The 23,733-nt window shown below is 57.5% G+C and carries 14 protein-coding genes; 10 read left to right on the top strand and 4 right to left on the bottom strand.

Features of this window, described 5'->3' with window-relative positions:
• Positions 1–47 precede the first annotated feature (47 nt).
• From AC3Y2E_RS07450 to AC3Y2E_RS07405, 10 genes are all read left to right on the top strand, one after another.
• A complete protein-coding gene (locus AC3Y2E_RS07450) occupies positions 48–1,061 on the top strand; it encodes a Gfo/Idh/MocA family protein (RefSeq protein ID WP_379208725.1) in 1,014 nt (337 codons plus the stop codon).
• 955 nt (positions 1,062–2,016) lie between these two features.
• Positions 2,017–4,365, top strand: a complete 2,349-nt coding sequence (locus AC3Y2E_RS07445) for a helix-turn-helix domain-containing protein (RefSeq protein WP_379208723.1) — start codon at positions 2,017–2,019, stop codon at positions 4,363–4,365.
• Positions 4,366–4,633: 268 nt separating this feature from the next.
• Positions 4,634–6,232, top strand: coding sequence for a type 2 periplasmic-binding domain-containing protein (locus AC3Y2E_RS07440; protein ID WP_379208720.1), 1,599 nt, complete (start codon positions 4,634–4,636; stop codon positions 6,230–6,232).
• Between the two features lie 371 nt (positions 6,233–6,603).
• The gene (locus AC3Y2E_RS07435; RefSeq protein ID WP_379208718.1) at positions 6,604–7,566 is read left to right on the top strand and encodes an ABC transporter permease; all 963 of its coding nucleotides are present in this window, start codon (positions 6,604–6,606) and stop codon (positions 7,564–7,566) included.
• Positions 7,560–8,465: a carbohydrate ABC transporter permease gene (locus AC3Y2E_RS07430; protein WP_190929384.1), complete on the top strand. Its 906-nt coding sequence runs from the start codon at positions 7,560–7,562 to the stop codon at positions 8,463–8,465. The genes AC3Y2E_RS07435 and AC3Y2E_RS07430 overlap by 7 nt, the downstream gene beginning before the upstream one ends.
• 18 nt (positions 8,466–8,483) lie before the next feature.
• On the top strand, positions 8,484–13,028 hold the full coding sequence (locus AC3Y2E_RS07425; RefSeq protein WP_379208715.1) for a X2-like carbohydrate binding domain-containing protein: 4,545 nt from the start codon (positions 8,484–8,486) through the stop codon (positions 13,026–13,028).
• A gap of 492 nt (positions 13,029–13,520) precedes the next feature.
• The gene (locus tag AC3Y2E_RS07420; RefSeq protein WP_379208713.1) at positions 13,521–15,122 is read left to right on the top strand and encodes an amidohydrolase family protein; all 1,602 of its coding nucleotides are present in this window, start codon (positions 13,521–13,523) and stop codon (positions 15,120–15,122) included.
• 286 nt (positions 15,123–15,408) lie between these two features.
• A complete protein-coding gene (locus tag AC3Y2E_RS07415; RefSeq protein ID WP_332070460.1) occupies positions 15,409–16,362 on the top strand; it encodes a D-alanyl-D-alanine carboxypeptidase in 954 nt (317 codons plus the stop codon).
• Between the two features lie 30 nt (positions 16,363–16,392).
• Complete coding sequence (locus AC3Y2E_RS07410) at positions 16,393–17,103, top strand: ABC transporter ATP-binding protein (protein WP_379208711.1); 711 nt, start codon at positions 16,393–16,395, stop codon at positions 17,101–17,103.
• Entirely contained in the window at positions 17,094–18,485 is a 1,392-nt protein-coding gene (locus AC3Y2E_RS07405) for an ABC transporter permease (protein WP_379208709.1), read from the top strand. The genes AC3Y2E_RS07410 and AC3Y2E_RS07405 overlap by 10 nt, the downstream gene beginning before the upstream one ends.
• Positions 18,486–18,682: 197 nt before the next feature.
• On the opposite strand, the gene AC3Y2E_RS07400 is transcribed toward AC3Y2E_RS07405, so the two are convergent.
• From AC3Y2E_RS07400 to AC3Y2E_RS07385, 4 genes are all read right to left on the bottom strand, one after another.
• Complete coding sequence (locus AC3Y2E_RS07400) at positions 18,683–19,849, bottom strand: YheC/YheD family endospore coat-associated protein (protein ID WP_379208707.1); 1,167 nt, start codon at positions 19,847–19,849, stop codon at positions 18,683–18,685.
• Positions 19,850–19,940: 91 nt separating this feature from the next.
• On the bottom strand, positions 19,941–21,095 hold the full coding sequence (locus AC3Y2E_RS07395; RefSeq protein WP_379208705.1) for a YheC/YheD family endospore coat-associated protein: 1,155 nt from the start codon (positions 21,093–21,095) through the stop codon (positions 19,941–19,943).
• Positions 21,096–22,466, bottom strand: a complete 1,371-nt coding sequence (locus AC3Y2E_RS07390) for a YheC/YheD family endospore coat-associated protein (RefSeq protein WP_379208703.1) — start codon at positions 22,464–22,466, stop codon at positions 21,096–21,098. It lies immediately after the preceding gene.
• A 124-nt stretch (positions 22,467–22,590) separates the two neighbouring features.
• Positions 22,591–23,733 carry a YheC/YheD family endospore coat-associated protein gene (locus AC3Y2E_RS07385; RefSeq protein ID WP_379208701.1) on the bottom strand — a complete coding sequence of 381 codons (1,143 nt, stop codon included), beginning with the start codon at positions 23,731–23,733 and terminating at the stop codon, positions 22,591–22,593.

The following is a 23,733-nucleotide window of genomic DNA, read 5'->3' as shown; positions in this document are numbered from 1 at the left end:
CCGTTTCGGCTGAAGGCCGAACCTGAATACAAGGGAGCGATGTCGCAATGGAACGAATGTTTTCCGTGATCGGCTGTCAACACGGCCATATCGGCTCATTTATCGGGGAAATGATTGCCCTGGGGTACAGCTGCAAAGGCATCTACGAATCCGGCGACAGGAAGCTGGCTGTAGGGATTGCGGAGCGTTACGGCGTTCCGTTTCTGGACGATATGGAGGAGGCCCTTGCCCCGGAGATCGGCATCGTCGGCTCGGCCGCGCTGAATAACGAGAAAATTAACGTCATCGAGCTGTGCGAAAGCCGCGGCAAGCACATTATGGTGGATAAGCCGGCGGTGACTGACCGGGACGGGCTGAGCCGGCTCGAAGCCGTGATCGGACGCGGGCGCATCCAGGTCGGGATGATGCTGACGGAACGGTTCCGTCCGGTGACGATGACGCTGAAGCGGGCGATCGAATCCGGCGAGCTTGGCGATATCGTCAGCTTGTCGTTTCGCAAGCCGCACCGGCTGGCGGGGGGCGCCAGAGCTCCGTTGTTTTTCAACAAAGAAAATAACGGCGGCTTGATTGTAGATATTTTGGTGCACGACTTCGACTTGCTCCGGTGGCTGACTGGCAAGGAGGTAACCTCCATGCAAAGCGTCATGACGAAAACGATGATGCCTGAGCATCCGACCTTTTACGATGTGGCGGTCGCCCAGGTCGTCATGGAGGATGCCGCTCTGGCCCAGCTGTACGCGGACTGGCATACCCCCGACAAAAGCTGGACGTACGGCGATTCCCGCTTGTTCGTCTGCGGGACGAAAGGCTCCGCGGAGCTGCGGCTGAACGGGGACCCGGCGCTTGCCAAGGAAGAGCTGATGTTTACCGTGACCGGCCGGGAACCGCTGACCCGCAAGGAGCTGCAGCCGGTGCCGCATAAGCTGTGCGAAGATTTCTTGGGCGGGATCGAAGGCAAGCCGTCCGTCCTGACGCCGCACGATGTGCTGATGGTCAGCCGATTGACGGTAGAAGCGGACGAACAGGCGCAACTCATCGACAAGACCGCGGCGGTTGTATAGGAGGTTGTTCAAAAAGTCCACTTTTGATCACGAAGCCGATCAGAAAGCCTGCTCGACATCGAATATGGAATTCAGCCCGAACTTCCGGTGCTACGTAGCCCCACTACGCTCCGCTCCTCACTTCCTAGCTTCATCCCATCTTCTCTTCTCGGTGCTGAAAACTGGACTTTTTGAACCCGCACTATAAGCTGCTGCTGCAAATCCGATAGACGTGAGTAGGAGAAGGCTGCCGGTGGGCGGCCTTTTTATTAGTTAGACGCCACAATTACAATTGCTAAAGCGGTAAAGCTTCAAGCGTTGTTTCGGGAGCGCCGGCTGCACAGTTTCTATACCCAGACAAGCTCTCTCTTAGGCGGGCACGCATCGCGCAGAAAAGCTTTGATGAGCAGCTTTACCTACATCGTGCCGGCATGGGGAACAGGCCGTTCCTCGTGACGGCTCGGCTCCGTGCCCTGTCTGTAGGCTGACAAGAAGGAATGGGCCGACCGCCCTCACGCCGCGGATAGGAGTGGTTTGTAGCTTTTATTTTGTCCGAAAACCCGTTTGGACACGGAATAAGAGCGGTTTGGAACCGCTAAAATGCGCGAAAAGGGTGCAGACCCCATCCGTTGGCTGAAATAAGGGGTGCAAACCGCCTCTATTCGTCGCTGTTATCCCGTTAGGCCGGACATAGAGGGTGCCAGAGACTCTTATTTTGCGATTTAAGCCGCACGCACGCGGTAGCGTCAAGCAAAGCTTCAGCAAAGCCGCACACTTTCCGGCGAGCTGTACATGTTCAGCTCGCCGGAAAGCTGCTTACGGCGCCCGATAGAAGGCAACCGCTTACGCAAGGGCCTTTCTCGCAAAAAGGCTCCAGGTGGAGTCAGGGATAAATCTTCTTCTCTCTCTTATCGGAGTTTTATATAATGAAGTTGCCTGGTTACATTATCGTCTAAGGGAACGGATGGAGAATGCTATGAACTGGCTGCGAAACTACACCGGCAAGTCGTATTGGTTCAAGATGCTCATCTCGATCGGCCTGCTGTCTATTATCGTTGTGATCTTGTCATCCGCCGTGTTGTTTTACAAATCGCGCAATACGATGCTGAACATGCAGCACGAATCCAACCGGAAGATGCTGGAGCAGGTCAGCTACAACCTCAGTTTTACCGACCGGATGCTGACGAACCTGATCACTTCCACCTATATGGACCTGCGTACCGCTTACCTGCTGGATTCGGCGCAGCCCGAGGAGTTCAAGCTGTATTCCAGCATCATGTCGTTCGAGAAGCTGCAAAGTTCGGTTCCGCTGCTGCATTCCGTCGCCGTCTACAATTCCCGCAACGGCTGCTATTATTACTATTCCGAGACGAAGGTGCTGAATTGCCGGGATGACGGGATGGATGGACGGGTGGACCGGTACTTAATGAAGGCGGACCATGTGCCGAAGCTGCAGCTCGTGCCGATTTATTACAGCGATTCGGACCGCAGAATCAGCCACTTTTCGTTTTTTATGTACAACAGCTCCTCCGGCAATCTAATCGGGACGGACAACGGAGCGCTAATTTTCAACATCAAACCGGAATGGCTGTTCTCCAACGTCTCGGAAATGAACCGGCTCACCGAATATTCGGACAGCCATCTGCTGATCATCGACGGCAGCGGCAATATCGTCAACGATTTGTCCGGGAACGGCTCCTGGGACCGGCTTCGCGACCGGGTGGAGACCAGACGGCTGAACGACGGAGGAACCCATTCGTTTATCGATGACAGCGACGGCATCGCCAGTCTGGTTACCTATGTGTCGGCCCCCCAAAACAATTGGACGCTCGTGAGCGTACAGCCCTATGATGCGGTGTTTCGGGTTATTCAAGAAATGAAGGCGTTTACACTATTTGCCGTCGCGGTTATTTTACTGCTGGTTGCGGTCAGCTCGACGCTGCTCGCCTCGCGTCTGTACAACCCGGTGTCCGGGGTGCTGCGGCTGATCCGCAAAGATCCCGACCTTCACGAGCCGGCAGGGTCTGCCAGAAGGGACGAATTCGGGGTCATCTCGACGGTGCTGGAGAAAACGATGAACGAGATGCGCTCGCTGAAGCAGATGCAGGACTCGCAGAGCGGCATATTGCGCGGTTATTACGTGAGGCAATTGCTGATGGACAACCCGCACGTATCGCCCTTTGACGCCGCCGACAAGCTGTATGCCGGTTCTGGACACGGACAGCGACGTTATTCCATCTGCTTGCTCATGCTGGACGACTATGCGGCATTCCTGTACAGCCATAGCCCGGAGGACCGGCGGTTGTATACGTTCTCGATCGTTAACATTGTGCAGGAGATGATCTCCCGCTCGATGCATGGCGATGTGGTCGAAGTAGGCGGGGACCGGTTCGTCGCGCTTCTATATGACGATAACTCCGGGCAGAGCGAGCCGCAGCTCGCCGAACGGATTCACCGGTTTGCCGCTGAGGTGCAGCAGACGATCATGACCTATTACAAGCTGTCGCTTACTGCCGTATTCGGCGATCCTGCGCCGGATTATGCCCAGATCGCCCGGTTGTACAGGACGGTGGACAATTATGCGAAGTACCGGTTTGTCCATGGCAAACAGTCTGTCATCCATCCTGCGCTTGTCCGGCAAAGCGAGGAGAATCAGACGGAGAGCGCCGCGATCGAGCTGGAGAAGAGCTGGCTTCTGTCGATCCGGACCCGTAATGAGGAAGAAAGCGCGCGTTTGCTGCAAGAGCTGTTCTCGCTTATCGCCAAGTTCCGCTACGAAGAGATGATCAATACGCTGCTTTCGCTGGCGGCCGGCGCCGCGCATGAGCTCCGGATGGCCAAGGGGGAAGGGGGAGCGCCCGATCTGCGGTCCGTGTACAAGCTCATCCTGGAAAAAGAAACGATTGAAGACGTCCGTGGACTGTTCGCGCAGCTGTTCCACCTTTCGTCGGAAGACGGCATTGACGCGGCCAGCTCGGAGACGACGAAGCGGCAGCTGCTTGTCGCTACGATCCGGGATATCGTGGAATCGCGGTATACGGACTCCGCCTTATGCCTGCAAAGCATCGCCGACATGGTCCACTTGTCGTCTTCTTACGTGGGCAAGCAGTTCCGGGACGAGACGGGGCTGTCGGTCGCCAAATATATTACACAGGTCCGGATGAACCATGCGGCCGACCTGCTGTCGCAATCGGAGGCCAGCGTCAATACGGTAATGGAACGTGTCGGGTTCGTCAACCAAAGCTATTTCTTCAAGCTGTTCAAGCAGCATTTCGGATTGACGCCCAACGAATATAAAATTCAGTATGCAGGCAAACACGAATAGACGGGCAGACGGGTCGGCAGCGGCGCGTAAGCCCGTCTTTTCGCCTTTGGGGCCGCATTCGGACTGCCTGCTCAGCTGGCACAGGGAGCGGCACGGTGAAAGTACAGTCCGTTTTTACAGTCGCACGGCTTCGTTTTTTATAGGGAAAAGCCGGTTTTTGCAGTTTTCAGGCAAAGGTTGCCCCGTTTAAGATGAAAGCGTGTTCACCGTAATGGAAGATCCGCTCGCGGATATCCGTTCACAGTAAAAAAGGAGGGGACGAATTCTCATGAACAATCGAGAAAAGGTTTGGCTGACGTCCGTGCTTGCGGCGGCCATGCTGGCCGGAGGCTGCACGAAAGCGGACGGCGGGGAGAAGGCCGGGCCGGATCAGGGAAGCGGCGCGGAGCAGGCGCTGGAAATCTCCTGGTTTATCGACGGAGATGCGGGCAGCTTGCTTCCGGATAAGCCGGACGACGATTTCGTCAAGAAAACGATCGAAGAGAAGTTTCACGTGCGCCTGAAGATTCAGAGCTATCCGGCGGGAGCCGATTACGACAACAAGCTGACCGTGGCGCTGGCCAGCGGCAATAGTCCGGATATGTTCATCACGAGCGGGACCTTGTCGCAGAAGCTCATTCAGGACGGACTGATCGCCAAGATGACACCTTACGTATCGAAGGAAACGATGCCGAACTACTACAAGTATTGGAACACGAACGAGCTGGAAATGAAATCGTATCAGGTGGAAGGCGACTTTTACCGGGCGCCGCTTCCGTACAAGAAAAAACTCGATCTCGCGTATTACATTCGCAAAGACTGGCTCGACAAATTTTCGCTGCCGGTTCCGAAAACATACGACGAGATGCTGGAAGCGATGCGCAGTTTCTCGCACGACGACCCGGACGGCAACGGCAAGAAGGATACGTTCGGTTTTACGACGAACGGCAACGGCAAGTCGCTGTCGCTTTCGTTTCCGCAGTGGCGGCAGCACGGTCTCTATGCCGGGTATTACGTCGAGAACGACGAGTTTTTCGATACGCAAACCGATCCGCGCGTAGCCAAGGTAGTCGACGATACGCTTCAGATGATTAAGGACGGCCTCGTCGATCCGGACTGGTTTTTGAATAAGGCGGAACAAGTGACGGATAAAGCGGTCCAGGGCAAAGCGGGTATCGTGTATAGCCCTGACGTTAATTTTGCGCTGGACAGCAGCCCGAGCAGCGTGCAGAACAAAGCGAAGGCGCTGAATCCGAAAGCCGACTGGGTGCCGTTTAATCCGTATCCGGATAAGCCGTTCTGGACCGAGAACGAAGCGGGTTACCCGTTCCTGTTCAGCAAGAAGACAGCCGATCAGAATCCGGCGAAAATTCGCAAAACCGTCGAGATTTTGGACTGGCTGGCGGGCGAGGAAGGTTTCCTGCTGACGCGTTACGGGCAAAGCGGCAAGCATTATACGAAGGAAGGCCCGAAAATCACGATCCAGAAAGAAGCGTATTTGAAGGACATCGTCCAAAAAGGAAACTTCCTGTCGATCTACGACTTCTTCTCGCCGCCGTCGCCGGAGACGTTCGGGCTGACTGTCAAAGATCCGGACCAGACGCCGCGCGACGAGTCGATTCTTGCTTTTCTGCGCACCGGCTACAAATATGTGCCGAGCGTAGGCGCCAGTACGACACCGCCTCCGGGGGTCAACCTGGGAGAGATGCGGACCAAAATGTCGGAATATCATGCCAGAATGCTGTTCGAGGACAAGTCGAGCGCGAACTGGCCGAAATACCGAGAGGAGATCATGATCAAGTACAAAGCCAAGGACATCTTCGAAGCGTATGCCAGCCAAATCAGCGAGGCGCGCGGCAAAAAAATCACATTTAAAGCCGCTAACTGATTCGAATTCAGAGCTAAAGATGCATTATGAAAAGCGGTGTTGGCCGCTGGCGGCTGGCATCCCCCTTTATCTGTATAGATAAGCTCTGAAATTGAATTAGCCGGCTGGCGGCACAAGCGGGCGCTCGTCCTGCCGGAAGGCGGGACGGGTGTATCCGAGGGGGTAAGACTTAAAGTGCGCGTTCAAAAAGTCCGGTTTTCAGCACCGAGAAGATGGGATGAAGCTAGGAAATGAGGAGCGGAGCGTAGTGGCAGCTTTTGTGAGCACCGGAAGTTCCGGCTGAATTCCATATTCGATGTCGAGTAGGCTTCCTGTATCTGCTTCGTGATCAAAAGTGGACTTTTTGAACTACCTCTTAAAGGAGCGGGCCGATGGATAATCAAACGACGATCAAGACGAACTTCTCCCCTGCGGATTCAAGCAAGCGGCGTTCGCAGCTGTGGAGAAGCATCGCGCGCAGCCGCTGGTTTTATGTGATGATGCTGCCGGGAGTGCTGTATTACGTTTTATTTTGTTATTTGCCGATGGGCGGTTTGCTCGTCGCTTTTAAAGACTACAACCTGTTTAAGGGGATCTGGGACAGCCCGTGGGCCGGCTTCGACCATTTCCGGACGGTGTTCCAGTCGCCTGATTTTCCGGTTATTTTCCGGAACACGCTGGTGATCAGCCTCTACCGGATTTTGTTTAATATGATTCCGGATGTGGCGCTGGCGATTATGTTTAACGAAATCCGGATCGTCTGGTTTAAACGGCTGGTGCAGACGATTACGTATGGGCCGCACTTTTTGTCATGGGTTATCGTATACGGGCTCGTATTCGCTTTTTTTGCCCCAGGGTCCGGGCTTGTCACGACCTTTATCCGCGATACATGGGGGTTCAGCCCGAATGTGCTGACCGAGCCCGGACTATTCCGTCCGCTGCTGCTCGTAAGCGATCTGTGGAAAAACACCGGCTTCGGCGCAATTATTTATTTGGCGGCGATGGCTAGCATCAACCCGGAGCTGTACGAGGCGGCGGAAGCGGACGGGGCGGGGCGCTGGCGCAAAATGTGGCATATTACGCTGCCCGGAATTCGTTCCGTCTTCGTGCTGCTGCTCATCCTCAGACTCGGTCATATTCTCGACGCCGGCTTCGAGCAGGTGTACATCTTCCTCAATTCCCGCGTCTACCAGGTCGGAGATATTATCGATACGTGGGTGTTCCGGCGGGGATTGGAGCAGCTCGATTACAGCGTGGCCGCTGCTACCGGCTTTTTCAAATCGGTGATTGGTCTGGTGCTCGTGCTGGGAGCGAACAAGCTGGCCAAAAAGCTGGGAGGTGACGGAATATGGTAACCAAGCCGGGGACGGTGGCGATCCGGAAATCGAAAAGCGACAGAATCGTCGACGCCGTTATGTACGGGTTCCTCACCTTGTTCGCGCTGAGCACGTTATTTCCGCTGTATTACGTCGTCGTCATGTCGATTACGCCGTATACGGAGGTGATGCGAAGCGGCGGCTTCGTCCTGCTTCCGCAGCAGGTGACGTTTGACGCTTACAAGGAAATCTTCACGAGCGGACGCATCCCGCAGGCATTGAAAATTACGGTGACGGTGACGGTAGTCGGCACGTTTCTCAACCTGCTCGTCACTTCGCTGCTCGCCTACGCGCTGTCGAAAAAGACGGTGCCCGGGCGCAGCGGCCTGCTGCTCGGCATCGTGTTCACGATGCTGTTCAGCGGAGGAATGATCCCGACCTATCTGGTCGTCCGGTCGCTCGGGCTCGTCGATACGATATGGGCGCTTATTCTTCCGGGGCTTGTGTCGACATTTAATCTGCTGATTATGAAGACGTATTTCGAAGGGCTGCCGCACGAGCTGGAAGAAGCGGCCAAGGTAGACGGTTGCGGCGATTGGCGGACGCTGCTGCGCATCGTGCTGCCGCTGTCGACGCCGATCTTCGCCACGATGGGGCTGTTCTACGGCGTCGGCCATTGGAACGCTTATTTTGCCGGCATTATGTATTTGAATGATAAGAGGCTGTACCCGCTGCAGGTCGTGCTGCAAAACATGATTCGTTCCCCGGACGTCAGTCAGGAGCTCGAAATCCGCAACCCGATGCTGGTCGCCCAGCTTCCTCCCGAGACCGTCAAGATGGCGACTGTTGTGGTGGCGATCGTGCCGATCCTGCTCGTCTACCCGTTCCTGCAAAAGTACTTTATTAAAGGCATGCTGATCGGCGCGGTCAAAGGTTAACAATCGGGAGGGATTTTCTTGGCGGATCGGAAGGATCGAAACAGCGAATATCGGAAAGGCGTTCTCCGCAGGCTGCACGAAATCGGCATATGGTGGGGACGCGACGAGGTCAGCGGGATACGGCGCGAATCAAGGCGACCGGGCCGGAGCCGGGCTGCGGTTACACGGACGGCGATCGCGGCATTGCTGGTCGTGTGCATGGTATTGGAGATCCTGGCGGTTAACGGATTTGTGGCAGCAGCGGAGCCGGTTAATCTGGTGAAAAATGCAAGCTTCGAAATCGGCGCCGCCGCGCCGGACGATTGGTCGCGCGGCGCGGCCGGCACGTGGGAATGGGACGCGGCGGTCAGCCATACCGGCTCGCGGTCGGCCAAGCTGATCACGCAAGGAACCACGGAGATCGCCTTCTTCTCCCAGTCGTACATTCCGGTTCAAGCGGGCAAGCTGTACGAATTCGGCAGCTACTTCAAGCCGCAAAATGTAACCGGACGCGCCTTCATCCTGCTGGCCTGGTATTCGGCTCCGAACGCCGCAGGGTTTCTATCGCAGAAAGTTCTCGATGTGGACCGCTCCGCAGCCGGCTGGTCGCGGGCGGCGATGCAGGAAACCGCTCCGGCTGGCGCCCAGTACGCCCACGTGGCCGTACATATGAGGGGCGGAGCCGGGACAATCTGGTACGACGACGTTTCCTTGACCCGGGTGATCCGCAACTCTGTCGTCGAGCCGACCGCCGCCCAGTTCGATAAAAACGCGGCACGGCAGCAAGATATTCCGCTCTGGGTGACGGCGAACGGCAACAGCTTGCTGCAGATCCGCAATGGCGGCTACGTTTTGCAGCCGGGAGGAGATTACACAGCGACAACGGGCGAGATCGTCCTGAAGAAGGAATATTTGGCCGGGCAGCCGACTGGAACCGCCGTTTTGACGTTTGTGTTCGATGAAGGGGAGGAACGTCAAGTGGAGCTGAACGTTACCGATTCGACCGGCTTGAGTGTACCGTCGCTGATGTATTACAAGCAAGCGTCCGCTCCGCAGCCTTTAACCGTCACGGTGTCCGCTTATGCAGGCACGATGGGCGGGCTGCGCATCGGAGGCTCGCCGCTTCCGGAGGGAGAGGCGTATACGGTGTCCGGCTTAGATGTGACGTTTCGGGAGCCGTACTTGAACTCTTTATCGCCGCAAACCTACATCGTCCATTTTGATTTCGTAGGCGGCGCGGCTTCGTCGATTACGATCGACATCAAGGAAATCACAAGCAGCAAAACGCGCAGCACGATCTATACGCCTGCCAAAGTGCAAGCGGCCCGAAGCAACGTGCTGGCTTACGGCTGGGCAAGTCAGTTGCGCAATGCCGCGGTGACGCGAGCGGAGGCGTACTTCCAGTCGGACGGTTTTGCGCAGGATGGCTACGACTTTTTCTGGAAGGCGGTCCCGCCGCAGACGCTCCCGCGCAGCTATGCCGTTAACGAGACGATGGGCAGTCCCGTTACCGGACGCGACATTGACCAGTTCGGCGCTTATCCGTATCAGGGAGATCCGATCAACGAGCCTTGGAAGATCGTCGATCCGAGCAGCGGCTACAAATTCCCGACGAACGATTTCGGGGCCTACTACGAGAGCGGTCTGGACGGCAAAGGGATATTCCGGCCGGAGCTTGCCGACCGCAGCCTGCTTGTGAATACGCTGTATCCGGAGAAGGGACCCGGCTGGGGCGTCGACGACGGCTTCGGCTGGGTGGACAGCAGCGGCAACCGGTATCCGTTCATCGCCTATTACGTTCACCGGTTCGTCTGGTACGGGGAGAGAAACGCCTTTCTCGTCGATGCGCTGAAATCGATGAGAGACGCTTACTTGTATACGGGAGACGCGAAATACGCGCGGGCCGGCCTCGTGATGCTCGACCGGATCGCCGACGTATACCCGGAGCTCGATACGTCCGTCTACAAAGCGCCTTATCTCCATAACGGGGCGGAAGGCAAAGGCAAGGCGGTAGGGGCGATCTGGGAAACGTTTTTGATCAAGGAGCTGCTGAGCGCTTACGACGCGTTTTTCCCGGAACGCGAGGATGGTTTGCTGATTGCGTTTTTGCATCAAAAGGCGGGCGAGCTCGGACTGGACAATCCGAAAATAAACGGCGCGGCGATCTCGCGCAATATTGAGGACCGGATCGTCAGCCAAGTGTACCCGGCGGTCCGAAACGGCGATATTCTCGGCAATACCGGCATGCACCAGAGCGCGCTGGCGATGGCGGCGGTCGTGTACGATACGCTGCCGCAGACGAAGGAATGGCTGGACTTTACGTTCCAGGCGGGTGGTGCGCTGTACAATCCGGCCCGCGTCACGGGCGGCAACGTGCTTCCTTCGCTCGTGAACCGGGTTGACCGGGACGGTCATCCGGACGAAGCTTCTCCGGAATACAACTCGTACTGGCTGAACCAGTTCCGCACGACGGCGGATATTTTGCAGGGCTACGATCTATACCCGGGGGCGGATTTGTACGGAAATTTGAAATTGAAAACACTGTTCAGCGGTTTATCCCCGCTTGTCTTAAGCGACAACTATATGCCGACGATCGGCGATTCGGGCAGGACGGGCAATCCGGCCGTATGGCTCAGTCTCGACCATTACGTCAAAGCGTTCCAGACGTTCGGCGATCCCGGATTCGCCCAGATGGCTTATTTCCTCAACGGCAACAGCACCGCCGGCATTCACGGGGACATTTTCTCGTCCGATCCGGAAGGCGTCGCCGCACAGATCGGTTCCGTTATCGCCGCGCACGGACCGCTAAAGCAGGAGAGCGCGAATTTGACCGGCTACGGCTTTACGGCGCTTCGCGACGGCACGGCATCGGAAGAGACGCTGCGCGATTTGTGGATGTATTACGGGCGGACGATTTACCACGGACACCGGGATGCGCTGAATATCGGTCTGCACGCTTTCGGGCTGGATTTGTCGCCGGATCTCGGGTACCCGGAATTTACGGACAGCCGGGATATGCACCGGTTCCATTTCGTCCGCAATACGGTGAGCCATAATACGGTCGTCGTGGACCGCTCGCAGCAGCAGCCCCAATGGGTGTCGACGCCGCTTCATTTCGACGATGGGGAGCGTGTCAAGCTGATCGATGTGGAAGCAGACGATGTTTATCCGCAGACGGAGACGTACCGGCGGACAACGGCGACGATCCGGGTGGATGACGCGAACTCGTACATCGTCGATCTGTTCCGGGTGAAGGGCGGCAGCGAGCATCATTTCAGCTTTCACGGGGCGGAAGGCGGCGTTACGACAGAAGGATTGAATCTGACGGCCCAGCCGACCGGCACCTATGCGGGACCGAACATCGAGTACGGCCAGCGGGTGGACAGCGTGGAAGGCACCGGGTATATGGGCAGCGGCTTCCACTACTTGAAGCGGGTCGAGCGGGACGATTCGCCGGCGAACGCGTTCAGCGTCGACTGGGGCGTCGAAGATACATGGAACGTATACGGGTTAGGGATGGGAGCGCCGACCGATGTGCGTCTTCGGTTGACGATGATGGGCGTGTTTGACGAGGTTGCACTGGCGGACGGCATCCCGCCGCAGAACAAGCCGGGTAATCCTGAGAGCTTGCGTTACGTCCTTGCCAGACGCGCCGGACAAAACCTGGACTCCTTGTTCGCCTCCGTTATCGAGCCTTACCGAGGCAGCCGGTACATCCAATCGATAAGTCCGGTTCAGGTAAAGGCGGGCGCGGCTGTCGTCACCGGCTCAGAGGCCGCTGCGATCAAGGTGGTGCTTGCCGACGGCCGAACCGACTATATCGTGAACGCTCTGAACCCGGACATCGTCTACACAGTCGACGACAAGCTGACGTTCCAGGGATTTTTCGGGGTAGTCTCGGAGCGCGGCGGCCAGCCGGAATACGGCTATTTGCATGACGGAACCGTATTGCAGGCTAACGGTCAATCGCTGATCGCCACTTCCCTGGCCGCTGTGGAAGGCAGCATTGCCGGATTTACGAAGCAGCTTGTTTTGGAGAATGAGATCGTCGTCACGGCAGACGCACCTTTGTCGCCGGGCGTGCTTCCGGAGCGGGCGCATATCTATGTAGAGAACGACGGAACGCGGAACGCCGCGTATGAGATCAAGTCGGTGCAGGAGCGTGCAGGAGGCGACTATGCGCTTTCGATCGGCGACAAAACGCTGATCCGCCAATATGCGAACGATGCGGATATGGCTGCGGGGTATGCGTACGATATCGCGGAAGGCGCGGCTTTCCGAATTCCGCTGACGGCAACCTGGGAATCGGCGGCGCTTCTCTTGGGGGAGTTGCGCGGACGGATCGAGGGAGAAGCGTCCTCGGGACGGATGTCGGCCGTGTTATCCGGCCAGCTCCTGTACCGGCTGAATATAATCGGGCTGTTGGCCGGGCAAGGCCAGCAGGCGACGGCAGCCGACTACATGCGGGATATGCTGGCGTATATCGCCGCTCCGTCGGTGCTCCAGCAAGGGCTTCTGACAGAGGCCGCTCTTGCGGCGATCGGCGCGGATGCCGGAGTCATCCTGGCAAAGTGGGGAAGCTGAGCGGTGTAGGGCGACAGGGATGCGAGCATTTAGCGTTAGGAGCCTTATCGGGTGTGTGGTTCGCAGTGGCAGATGGAGCTTCTCGATTACCGGAAGATTAACTTCCGCTAATCTGCGAAATGAGTCGTTCGGACCCGAATACCGGAAGAAACGTTTCCTCTATTTCGCTGAAAATCAACGTTTAGGCGCGATTTTGCTGAAATAGCGGAAACGAAATTTCCGGTAAGTACAGGGTTAGGCGTATCAGGCTGCGTTAGCGGAAGTTTTATTTCCGGAACAGGGCACAAGCGCACGGGGAGACCGTGTAGTCAGGAACCGCATGTGGACTGCATGGAGGAAGAGCGGCTCACGGCCCATACGGCGGGAACAGCGGCCCTGAAAGCCTCTTTACATGTATTGAAATGAATGTTCCGAGATAACCCATACAGGATAAGCGATAACCATCAAATACCCGGAATAACCGGACCAACCCATCGGAAGGCGGAGAAAACGATGACTGGAGAACAGCAGCAATTGCACTATTTCGATTGTAATGCCAATGTCGGAAAAATCGGCTACAAGCATCGGCTGCAAATGTGGCGCACGGAAGATATGCTGGCGGAGATGGAGCGGTGCGGAATTGCCGGGGCGCTCGTCTACCACGGGATGGCCAAATCGCATTCGCCGGTATACGGCAACCGGCTGCTCCCGGAAGAACTTGCCAAAAGTCCGCGGCTGTTCGGCTGTCTGGCGGCGATGCCCGACCACTTGGGCGACTTTCCGGCGCCCGCGGCATTTCTGGAGGAGCTGCGGCAGAGCGGGATGCGCGCCGTCAAGCTGTTTCCGAAGAGCCACCACTACGATCCGGACCGGAGGACGGTCGGCAAGCTGCTCGGTATGCTGGAGCAGGAGCGGATTCCGCTGCTGGTTGATGCGGCGGAAGTCTCTTTATCTGCTGTTGCCGGCATTGCCGGCAGCCATCCCGATCTGGCCGTCGTGCTGCAGGGGATGAGCTGGAGCCAGGAACGCCGGCTGTTCCCGATGCTCGATGAACATCCGAACGTACGGATCGAGTTCTCGGCATTGCAAAGCAATGCAATTATCGAGACCGCCTACGAGCGATTCGGCGCCGAGCGGCTGCTTTTTGGCAGCGGTATGCCGTTCAAAAGCCCAGGTGCGGCGCGTGCGCTGATCGATTACGCACGGATTCCGGAAGAGGCGAAGCGGCTTATCGCAGGCGGCAATCTGGCGAAGCTGCTCGGCGCGGCTCCTCCCGAAGCTGCGCTGCCGGAGCAGGACGAAGTCACGTCGAACGCTTGCAGGGGACTGCCGATCACCATCCCGGTGTACGACTCCCATACCCATCTGATCGAAGACGGAGGCGGTACGGGCAGCGGTTTTCCGATGCTGCAAGGGGACATCGACGCGATGATCGCGCTGTACCGCCAGATCGGCATCCGGAAAATGTCGATCGCTCCGTGGGCCGGTATCAACGGCGGAGATTCGGAGGCGGGCAACCGGATCGCCGAGTTGGCCAGAAGCAAATATCCCGAGGAGGTCGAGGGGTATGCCGTGATCGATCCGAACTATGTGGAGGACGTCGAAGCGGAGGCGCGGAGATGGCATCTCGAGAAACGGTTCAAAGGAATGAAGCCGTACTTTTACTTGACGCATATTCCTTACACCGACCCGGTATTCGCGCCTTGGTGGAAACTGGGCAATGAACGCAAGCTGTACGCCCTCGTCGATCCGGCGGGCCAAAGCGACGGGGAGTACGTCGGACAGATCGAGGAATTGGCGAGTCGTTATCCGGAGGTAGCGATCTTTATGGATCACGGGGCGAGGAGCTTTGAGATTGCCGAGCTATACGCGAAAACGGCGAAGGCGCACAAAAACGTCTATCTCCAGCTCACGTACACGTCCGTTACGCTTGGCGCGATCGAATACTTGGTTCGCGAGACCGGCGCGGACAAGGTACTGTTCGGAACCGATTCCCCGATGCGCGACCCCCGGCCACAGGTCGGCTGGCTGGCGTATGCCGACTTGCCGATCGAGGACAAAAAAGCGCTGTTCGGCGGCAATATGAAACGTTTGTGGGACCGCTGCCTCGTGTAGCTTATAGCTAAAGTACGTCCATACCGCCGCGTCGGCCGTATGCACACCAGACCGTCAGGGAAATGCTCCCTGGCGGTTTTTTTGCGGTTAAATGATCAGAATGTTCGAGTTCGAAAAAACGTTAACGTACGACTTCAATTAGAGCGGCAGGAGTGGCAAATGGGTGACCACCCCTTCCCATAACGATCTGAAGAGAAAGTTAAGGAATATTTAAACCTTTCTTCGTTTTCGATTAAACATTGTCCGTTACACTGGGTAACGATCAAAGCGGAGAGGGAGCTGAAGAATGAAACGTTTAACGGTTGCCGCGCTCGGCATCGCACTGCTAATTCTGGTAGCCGGCAACACGTTCGGCGAGGAATACATGTCCAAGGCTAAACGATGGATGGACCGCACGATCGGCGGCGGCGGAGCGATCCTCGCTTCGGATGGCATTCAGGCCAGCCATGCCCTTGTCATAGATGCGGCAAACGGCAAGACACTCTATTCCAAAAACGAGCGGGAACAGGCGTATCCGGCAAGCACGACGAAAATCTTAACCGGTCTGCTCGCTCTGGAGCTGGGCAAGCCCGATGAGCTGGTCACGGTCGGGGAGGAGGTCGCTCCCGAAGACCCGGAGGAGAGCCGGGCAGGGCTTCGACCGGGCCAGCGGCTGAAGCTGTTTGATCTGGTGGAGGCGGCGCTGCTGCCGTCCGGCAACGACGCGGCGCGATCGGTTGCGGTGTACATCGGCCGGAAAGCGGCAGGCAATCCGAAGCTGGGCATCCGCGAAGCGCAGCTTGAATTCGTCAAGCTGATGAACAAGCGGGCCAAGAAAGCGGGCGCCACTCATTCGAACTTCGTCAACGCTACCGGCCTGCACGACCGCAAACATTATTCCACGGCGCAAGATTTGGCGCTGATCGCCAAAGAAGCGATGAACAACAAGCTGTTCCGGCAGGCGGTTCAGCCGGCCAGCTATACGGCTGCGGTGCAGACGTCCGCGAATCCGTCCGCGAAGTTGCAACTGACGAATACGAATCTGCTGCTTCAGCCCGGGGGAGCCAATTATTTGAAAGAAGCTACCGGCATCAAAACCGGGTTTACCGACCAGGCGGGGTATTGTCTCGTGTCCTCCGCTTCCAGGGACGGGAAACAGGTGATCGTAGTCGTGCTGCAATCGACGAACAAAGACGTGTACCCGGACGCGAGGAAGCTGCTCCAGCAAGGACTGGAGAAAGCAAGCCGGCCGGCCAAATAAAGAGAAAGCAACAGGAGGAGAGGCAGAGCTATGATCGAAGTGAACGGCGTAAGCCATCAGTTCCGCATCGGCAAAAGAGGCAGCGAGCGTATCGTTCCGGTCCTTCATCAAATCGATATGCGGGTAGGAGAAGGGGAGATTGTGACGATCGTCGGCCGAAGCGGCTCGGGCAAATCGACGCTGCTCAACCTGATCAGCGGTTATATCCGCCCCACGACCGGTGAGATCCGGATCGCCGGACAAGAGGTGACGCGGCTTAGCGAAGGGCAATGGGCGGATTTCCGGCTTGCCCAATTCGGATTTGTATTCCAGAGCTTTCAACTGATTCCAAGCATGACCGCTTACGAGAATGTGGAGCTGCCGCTTATTCTGAAGGGGGCGAGCGAGAAGGATCGTAGACGGAAGACGAAGGCGATGCTGGAACGCGTCGGACTCGAGTCGTTTGGCACCCATTATCCGGGCGAGCTGTCAGGCGGTCAGCAGCAGCGGGTCGGCATCGCGCGGGCGCTGATCGCGAATCCTCCGATCCTGCTCGCAGATGAGCCTACCGGCAGTCTGGATTCGGACAACGAACGGTCGCTGCTGGAGCTGATCCGCGAATTGAACCGGGACGAAGGCAAGACGTTTCTGATCATTACGCACGATGACCAGGTGGCTTCGATCGGACACCGCACCTTGACGATTCGCGACGGCCGGCTCGAAAGAGCGCCGCTGCAGGCGACGGGAGGAGGATGGCTGTGAAGTGGAAGGACAGGTTCCGGTTTGTCCGGCAAAATATGAAGAAAAACCGGTCGAGGGTATTTATGACCGTGCTCGCGACGGCGATCGGCTGCTCCTTCCTGATCGTGCTCGCTTCCGTCGGCTTCGGCCTGCAAAAGTCGGTCGTCGCGGATATAACGGAGGGCAGACTGCTGACGCAAATTATGGTGCACGGCGTGAAGGAATCCGAGAAATCGTTCCGCCAGATCGGCGATAACGAGATCGGGTTTATGGAATCGCAGGACCATGTCAAGGCGGTGACGAGACGATATGGGGTCCAGCAGTCGGCGGAATTCCGGATCGGCGAGCTTCAAGGTCGCGGACAGGCGGTCGTCGTCGATATGCCGTCCGAGGCGAAGGCCGGCTTCGAGCTGGCGGAAGGGCGGATGCCGCAGCAGGACTTCGAGATTGTCATCGGCTTCAACTTTGCGGAATCGATGCTGACTCCCGAGGAACGGAAGCAGATGGAGGAGCAGCGGCAAGATAACGCGGATGCGGAAGAGCCGGCTGCGGGCAAAGGCGAGAAAACCGTATCCGACAAGGCGAAGTCGTTAATCGGGAAAACGATGAATGTACAGGTGGTGCAGCGGTTCGGCGAGGAAACGAAAAGTTTCGCGGTTCCGGTCACGATCGTCGGGATCGGCAAAGCGCCCTCCCGGGAATGGCTCCAGGACCGTTACGTCTACATCCACGAACAGGTCATGAAGCAGATCGAATCGTTCACGCAGACCGCATACGGCGCCATGACGTCGAAAAATCCCGAGGACCCAGCTCCCGAATCGCTCGGACAACCCCGGATATACAACGAAGTCTACGTATATGCGGACCGTGCGGAGAACGTCAAATCGATCGTCGAGCGGCTCAAGACGGCAAGCTATGCGACGTATTCGATCGTCGATCAGCTCGATCAGATCAACGCGGTGTTCCTCATTATGAAAATCGGCCTCATCCTCGTCGGCACGATCGCCGTATTGATCGCTTCGATCGGCATCTACAACACGATGACGATGGCCGTCACCGAACGTACGCCGGATATCGGCGTAATGAAAGCGATCGGCGCCCATCCGAGGACGATCAAAAGCGTGTTTTTGATCGAAAGCGCCTATATCGGAATTATGGGAGCGGCGATCGGGACGGCGGTTGCTTACGCCGTCAGCTTTGCCGTCAATCTGGCGCTGCCCCAGATCGTCCGCGGCCTGCTGGACAGCAATCCGCCGGAAGGTCTGCGCTTCTCCGACATTCCTCCGGCGCTGACGCTGATCTGCGTCGCGATCAGCCTGCTCGTCGCCATTCTGTCCGGCGTCCGCCCCGCTGTCCGGGCGACGCGGGTCGATGTGCTGAAGGCGCTGCGGCGCGATATTTAAAACGCCGGCGTGCCGGAACGGGACTGTCTCCAAAGTCGCTTTGCGATTTTTTCGAACCCGCTCCGAACCGATGTAACCGATGTTCCTCAAGAAACAAGGACCTCAGCCTCCACGTGTTGCAGTGGAATTGGAGGTCCTTTCGTTTAAATAGGGGGACAGCCCCGTCTTTATTGCAGTCGCGGCAGCGCCTGACGGATTTATTTGCGTCCTGGAACCGGACCGGAGCGGGCGGAAGAACGCCGCCGCTTTCTCCGCATCGAAGCGGACGAAGCCGTGTCCTGCTTATGCAGCCACAGCGCAAACTCGAGCGGACGGGAGATCGCTTTCTCGTACGTTTCCTTTTCCCCGATCCGGGCGAACACCTCGCGCGCCGGCTTCGGATTGAGCTCGAGTACCCACGGATGGCCGCTTGGATCGATAGCGATATCGATGCCAAGCTCGCACAGCCGGCCGAAATGGCCTTCCACCGATTTGGCGATTTCCTCGCCGAGCTCGTAGACGCTGCTGCGGATCGACTCGATCTTTTCCTCCGAATGCATCCTCCGGCCCAGCAGCTCCGTCATCGAGATGGCCTGGCCTCCGCCGTGCAAGTTGGAGGTAATGCTTTTGCGCGGACCGATCCGCCCGGCACAGCCGGTTACTTCCCATTCCCCGCTGCCGTTTTTTTGGATCAGCAGCCGGAAATCATGGACGCGGCCGTCCGGCAGCCGGCTTTGGATGCCTTGCTGGATCAAGTAGCGGCCGGCTACGTTCCAGGAAGCCAGCTGGCCGGGCAGCTGCTTCTCGGTAAGCAGCTTAGGCGCCACGATGCGGCGGTTCTGGTCCCGGCCCTGCACGTAGAACTGGCCGTTCGGCTGACGGGATATCCGGAGAATTCCCCGTCCCCCTGTTCCGTTAATCGGTTTCAGGTAAATATGCCGGTGGTTGCGTATGAATTCGGTCAAGTCGCGATGATCGGCATATTGCTTCGTGGCCGGCAGATGCGGACGGATTCGGCTGGATTTGGCCAAAAATTGGTGCATTCCCCACTTGTTCAAGATGGGGCGGTTCAAATAAATAAGCTGGCTGTAAGTAGCCCGGAAGCGGCGGAACTGGCGGAACCGCTCCGTCGGCTGGTACCGGCACCGGTCGTAAATCAGCTGGGGAAACGAGGTCCAGCTGCGCGTCCACTTGCCGGCCGCCGGTTCGAAATGGTGGGCATAGATGCGGTGCTGCTTCGAATCCACATCCTGCGGGGTAAAGACGAAAGCCCGGATGCCCAGCTTTTTGGCCTGTACGATCAGCTTGCGGAAGTAGCTTCGCTCTTCCAGATTCGCCCGATCGCTCAAATATAACGTCATAATGCCGAGTGACGGTTCTGACAAGAAGGTTCACCCACTTTGCGAATGTACGGAAGCGGACCTAACCGCCGTTTCTGCGTGCCGGTTGTCCGCTCACCGTAAAGCAGTGTCCGATTTAATTGGAATGGGCGGCGGGGTAACCCCCGCCTGCGCTCGACTTGGCCCGGATGAGAAACAAGGAATAATGAACGATCCTCTCCAGCGATTTTTTGCGGATATGGGGTTCGTCGAACTTCATCGGCTTCGAGTTGGCTTCGAAAAACCAGATCCCGCCGTGGATGTCAACCCCCATATCCATCGACATTTCGCCTAGCATATGTCCTGACTTTTTCTCGACCTGACGCGCGATCGCCAGCGCCGCTCTGCGCGTCCGCTGAATAATTTTTTTGGCTCCGTCGATGCCGAACGTGGAGGCGAGCAGCTTCTCCGGGTCGTCGATCGAGCCGCCGCGCGGCACGTGCGTCGTGATGCTCAGCTTGCCGGCGAGGCGGGCGCCGACCCCCGTCACATCCCATTGACCTTTCGCATTTTTTTGAACGAGAAGGCGAAGATCGAACGGCCGCTTCTTATGGCGGGCCAGGGAGATGCCGCGCTGCGCGATGTATTCCTCCTGTCCGATCTCCTCTTTCATTTTCGCCCACAGCTGCGACATCTTCGGATATTTGTATACGACACTGCCTTTTGTATCTTGTACGCTCAAGCAGTATTCCAGCTTCCGGCCCAGGCGGTCGCTCATGCGATCCGCCTTCATAATGCCTTTGCCCGCCTTGCCGCCGATCGGCTTTAAGTAAACCGAGGAGTGAAGCTTAAACAAACTGTCGAACTCCTGGAGCGTCGTTACTTTTCGGGTGGTCGGAATATATTTCGCCGTTGTTTTTCCTTTGCTCAGCCATTCGAACAACGACCATTTGTTAAAAAAAGCAGGATTGAACATCCGGATGTGCGGATGCCGGACACAGGCCTGGAGCGTCTGCTGTACCTCGGGCAGCGCTTCGTCCTGGCGAAGCGGAATCCGGTTATACAGAACATGGGGCAACCCGATCGTTTGCGGGGACCACGTTCCTTTCGCCGAATCGAATACGTATCCGATCATCTTCCGGTGCTTCAGCTTTAAATCTTTGACGGTCACGACGCATACCGACACTCCGAGCTCCGAGCCGGTCCGGATAATGTCGATGAAGTTGTTCCGGTTGCCCCGAAACATTTCCGCCGGATCGTCCATCGTCAAAATGCCGATTAGAGGGCGATGGTGCTGTGCAGAAGATTCCACTTAAGCTTCCCTCCTAGCCCGAAACCTGCCCAAATACAAGCTATGCTCAAAAATGAGACCGAGAGACGTCTTGCCCTGCGACTTCAAGGAAGGGTGCTTGAAGATGGAACGCCCCGGCTTGGAGTTCGCCTCGAACATCCAGATGCGCTCGCTCTGATCGATCCCGATATCGAATCCGAGCTCGCCGAGCAAGTGGCGGCTGTTTTTCTCGATCGCTTCGGCCAGCTTGATGGCTGTCTGCTTGGCGTTTTGCAGAATCGTATCGGCTTTGCTGCCGAATACGCGGTCCAGCACCTGCTCGGGCGTCATAATTTGCCCGCCGTTTTTGACGTGGGTCGTCACACTCCCTTTCCCGGCCTTTTTGGCGCCGATTCCGGCGACTACCCATTCATTTTGACCGTTTTTATGAAGGTGGAAGCGGAAATCGATCGGGCAGCTGTCGATCTCGATCAAGCGGATGCCTTGCTGGACGACATAATTGCGCATTCTGCCGCTCCGCGAGTTCAGCAGGTTCATCAGGCCGCCAAACTGGGCGAACCGGTACAGCACATTTTTGCCGCTGCGGCGGAACCGGGCGAAATAGCCGCGCTTCGGATGATACGTCAGCCGGTAAATGCCGATGCCGAGGCTGCCGCCAGTCGGCTTCAAATAGACGAACCGGTGCTTCTCCAGCATTTCCTTGACCCGTTCGGGCGTCGGGTTCAGGTGTGATTCCGGCACATGCTTGAACGCTTCCTTGTCGCCCTCCAGCAAGTTGTACACGTCCCATTTATCGAAGAAGCTCCAGTTGAAGATCGGCGTCCCCCTCCGGACGAACCGCTCCTTGAAGTTTTCGATCGAAAGCGATTTTTCGGCCTTGCGGCTGGACAGCCGGTTGTAGACGACGTCGGGCAGCGGGACCGTCTTGCGGACCCAGCCGTCGCCGGACGGGAAGTAGGCGGTGACGGTTTCGGAGGCCCAGTTGACCCCGGATGGCGTAAAAGCGAAAAAAAACGATTTCTGGCTGCCGGGGCCGATGTATTGCTTAAGCAGCGGGGAACGGGAGCCAAACGGCTGCACGACGCTGGCGCTCGATGCGTTCGTCAGGATGCCGACCAGCGGTCCGATCTGAATATCCCGCCCCCCGTGCGAAACGGCCATGCAAGTTCCACTTCGCGGCACGAGGAGCGCGTTTTTGACCGCAACCGGCAAATACAGATGGTTCCCGGTCTTTTTGACGATTTTGATCGGCGCAAGCAGAGACTTGCTTCCCACCTTGAGCGTTACCGGCTTCGTTCCCGTCAGCTGCAGCGACTTCATCAGGGCGGAGCTGACGTACACGGTCTTGTCGGTTCGCGCCGCAAAATGGATTGTACACGTTGTCAAACTCATGAAGTTACCCTCCTAAAAGGTTGCGAGAAGCTTGGGTGGCCATATACCGACAATGGTCGCACCAGGTAAACAGAAGCTGCCGGTTCATAAGCTTCTATATGCAGCGAGTCATTACCGGATGGCGTTATAGGGACGGATCATGACGTTTGCCGGGATTATCGATCAGAAATTTGGCGTACAGGATCGGATTGCGGATCGAGTCGAGTCTCACCTTCTTGTCGGTTAATACGGCGAAGGAGGACCGGCCCGGCTTCGAATTGGCTTCCAGAATCCAGACGTGCCCGGCGGTGTCGACGCCAATATCGACGCCGAGCTCCACGAGACGGCCGTGATACTGCTCGAGCACGTAGGGGATGCGCAGCGCCAGCTCGCGGACGGACGACTCGATCGTCTCGGCGGCCGGCCGGCCGTATTGCTGACGCAGGAAAGGCAATGCCTCCTCGGCATGGCCGCCGCCGTGCAGGTTGGAGGTAACGCTCCCCGGCGCTCCCCGGCGGACCGCGATGCCGGTCAGTTCCCAGCGGCCGGTACGGTTTTTCTGCACGAGCGCCCGGATGTCGAACGCTTCTCCCTCTGTCGTCGTCAGGATCAAGTATGGCTGGATCAAATATTTGCGTCCTCCGGTAAAAGCGGCGATCCAATCCAGCAACCGGCGCTTGGAGCGGAAACCCGAGCGCACCGCTTCGTTGCGGTGGCTGCGTCCGTTCACGGCATAACCGTTCTCCTCCCGGGTCACGCGCAGCACCCCTTTGCCCTGGCTGCCCCCGTGCGGCTTCAGAAACAGCTCCCCCTTCTCCTCCAGCCACCGCTCGATATCGGCGGGGCTCTGCAGCAGCTCCGTCTCGGGGATGTAGGGCGAGAGCGCCTCGTCGCGGATCATCATCTGATGAACGCTCCACTTGCCCTTCAGGCCGTAGCCGAGAAACCGCGTGCCGGGCGTCTGCATCAGGCGGCGGATCGGCTCCCGGAATTCGGCGTACAGCTTCGCGTCCGAGTAAAAGCAGCGGTCGTATACCGTCTCCGGGAGCGGGTATAGACGCTTCTCCCAGCGGCTTCCCGAAGCGTTGTAGCGGTAACCGAGCACGCGTCTGCGCTCCCAGTCGATCCGGTGGGGGAAAAAAACAAAAACGGCCAGCCCCAGTTTCTGACCGAGCAATGAGAGTCGGCGGTAATACTGCTTTTCGGAAAACGGCGGATCGCCCGCCGAAGGACAAACCATAATGCCGACCGTATTGCCGGATATTCGCGTCGCTGTCGTTGCTTTCAT

Source organism: Paenibacillus sp. MAH-35 (genome assembly GCF_058135425.1).
The sequence above is the reverse complement of the archived record's forward strand: the minus strand, read 5'-3'. Positions and strand labels throughout refer to the sequence as shown.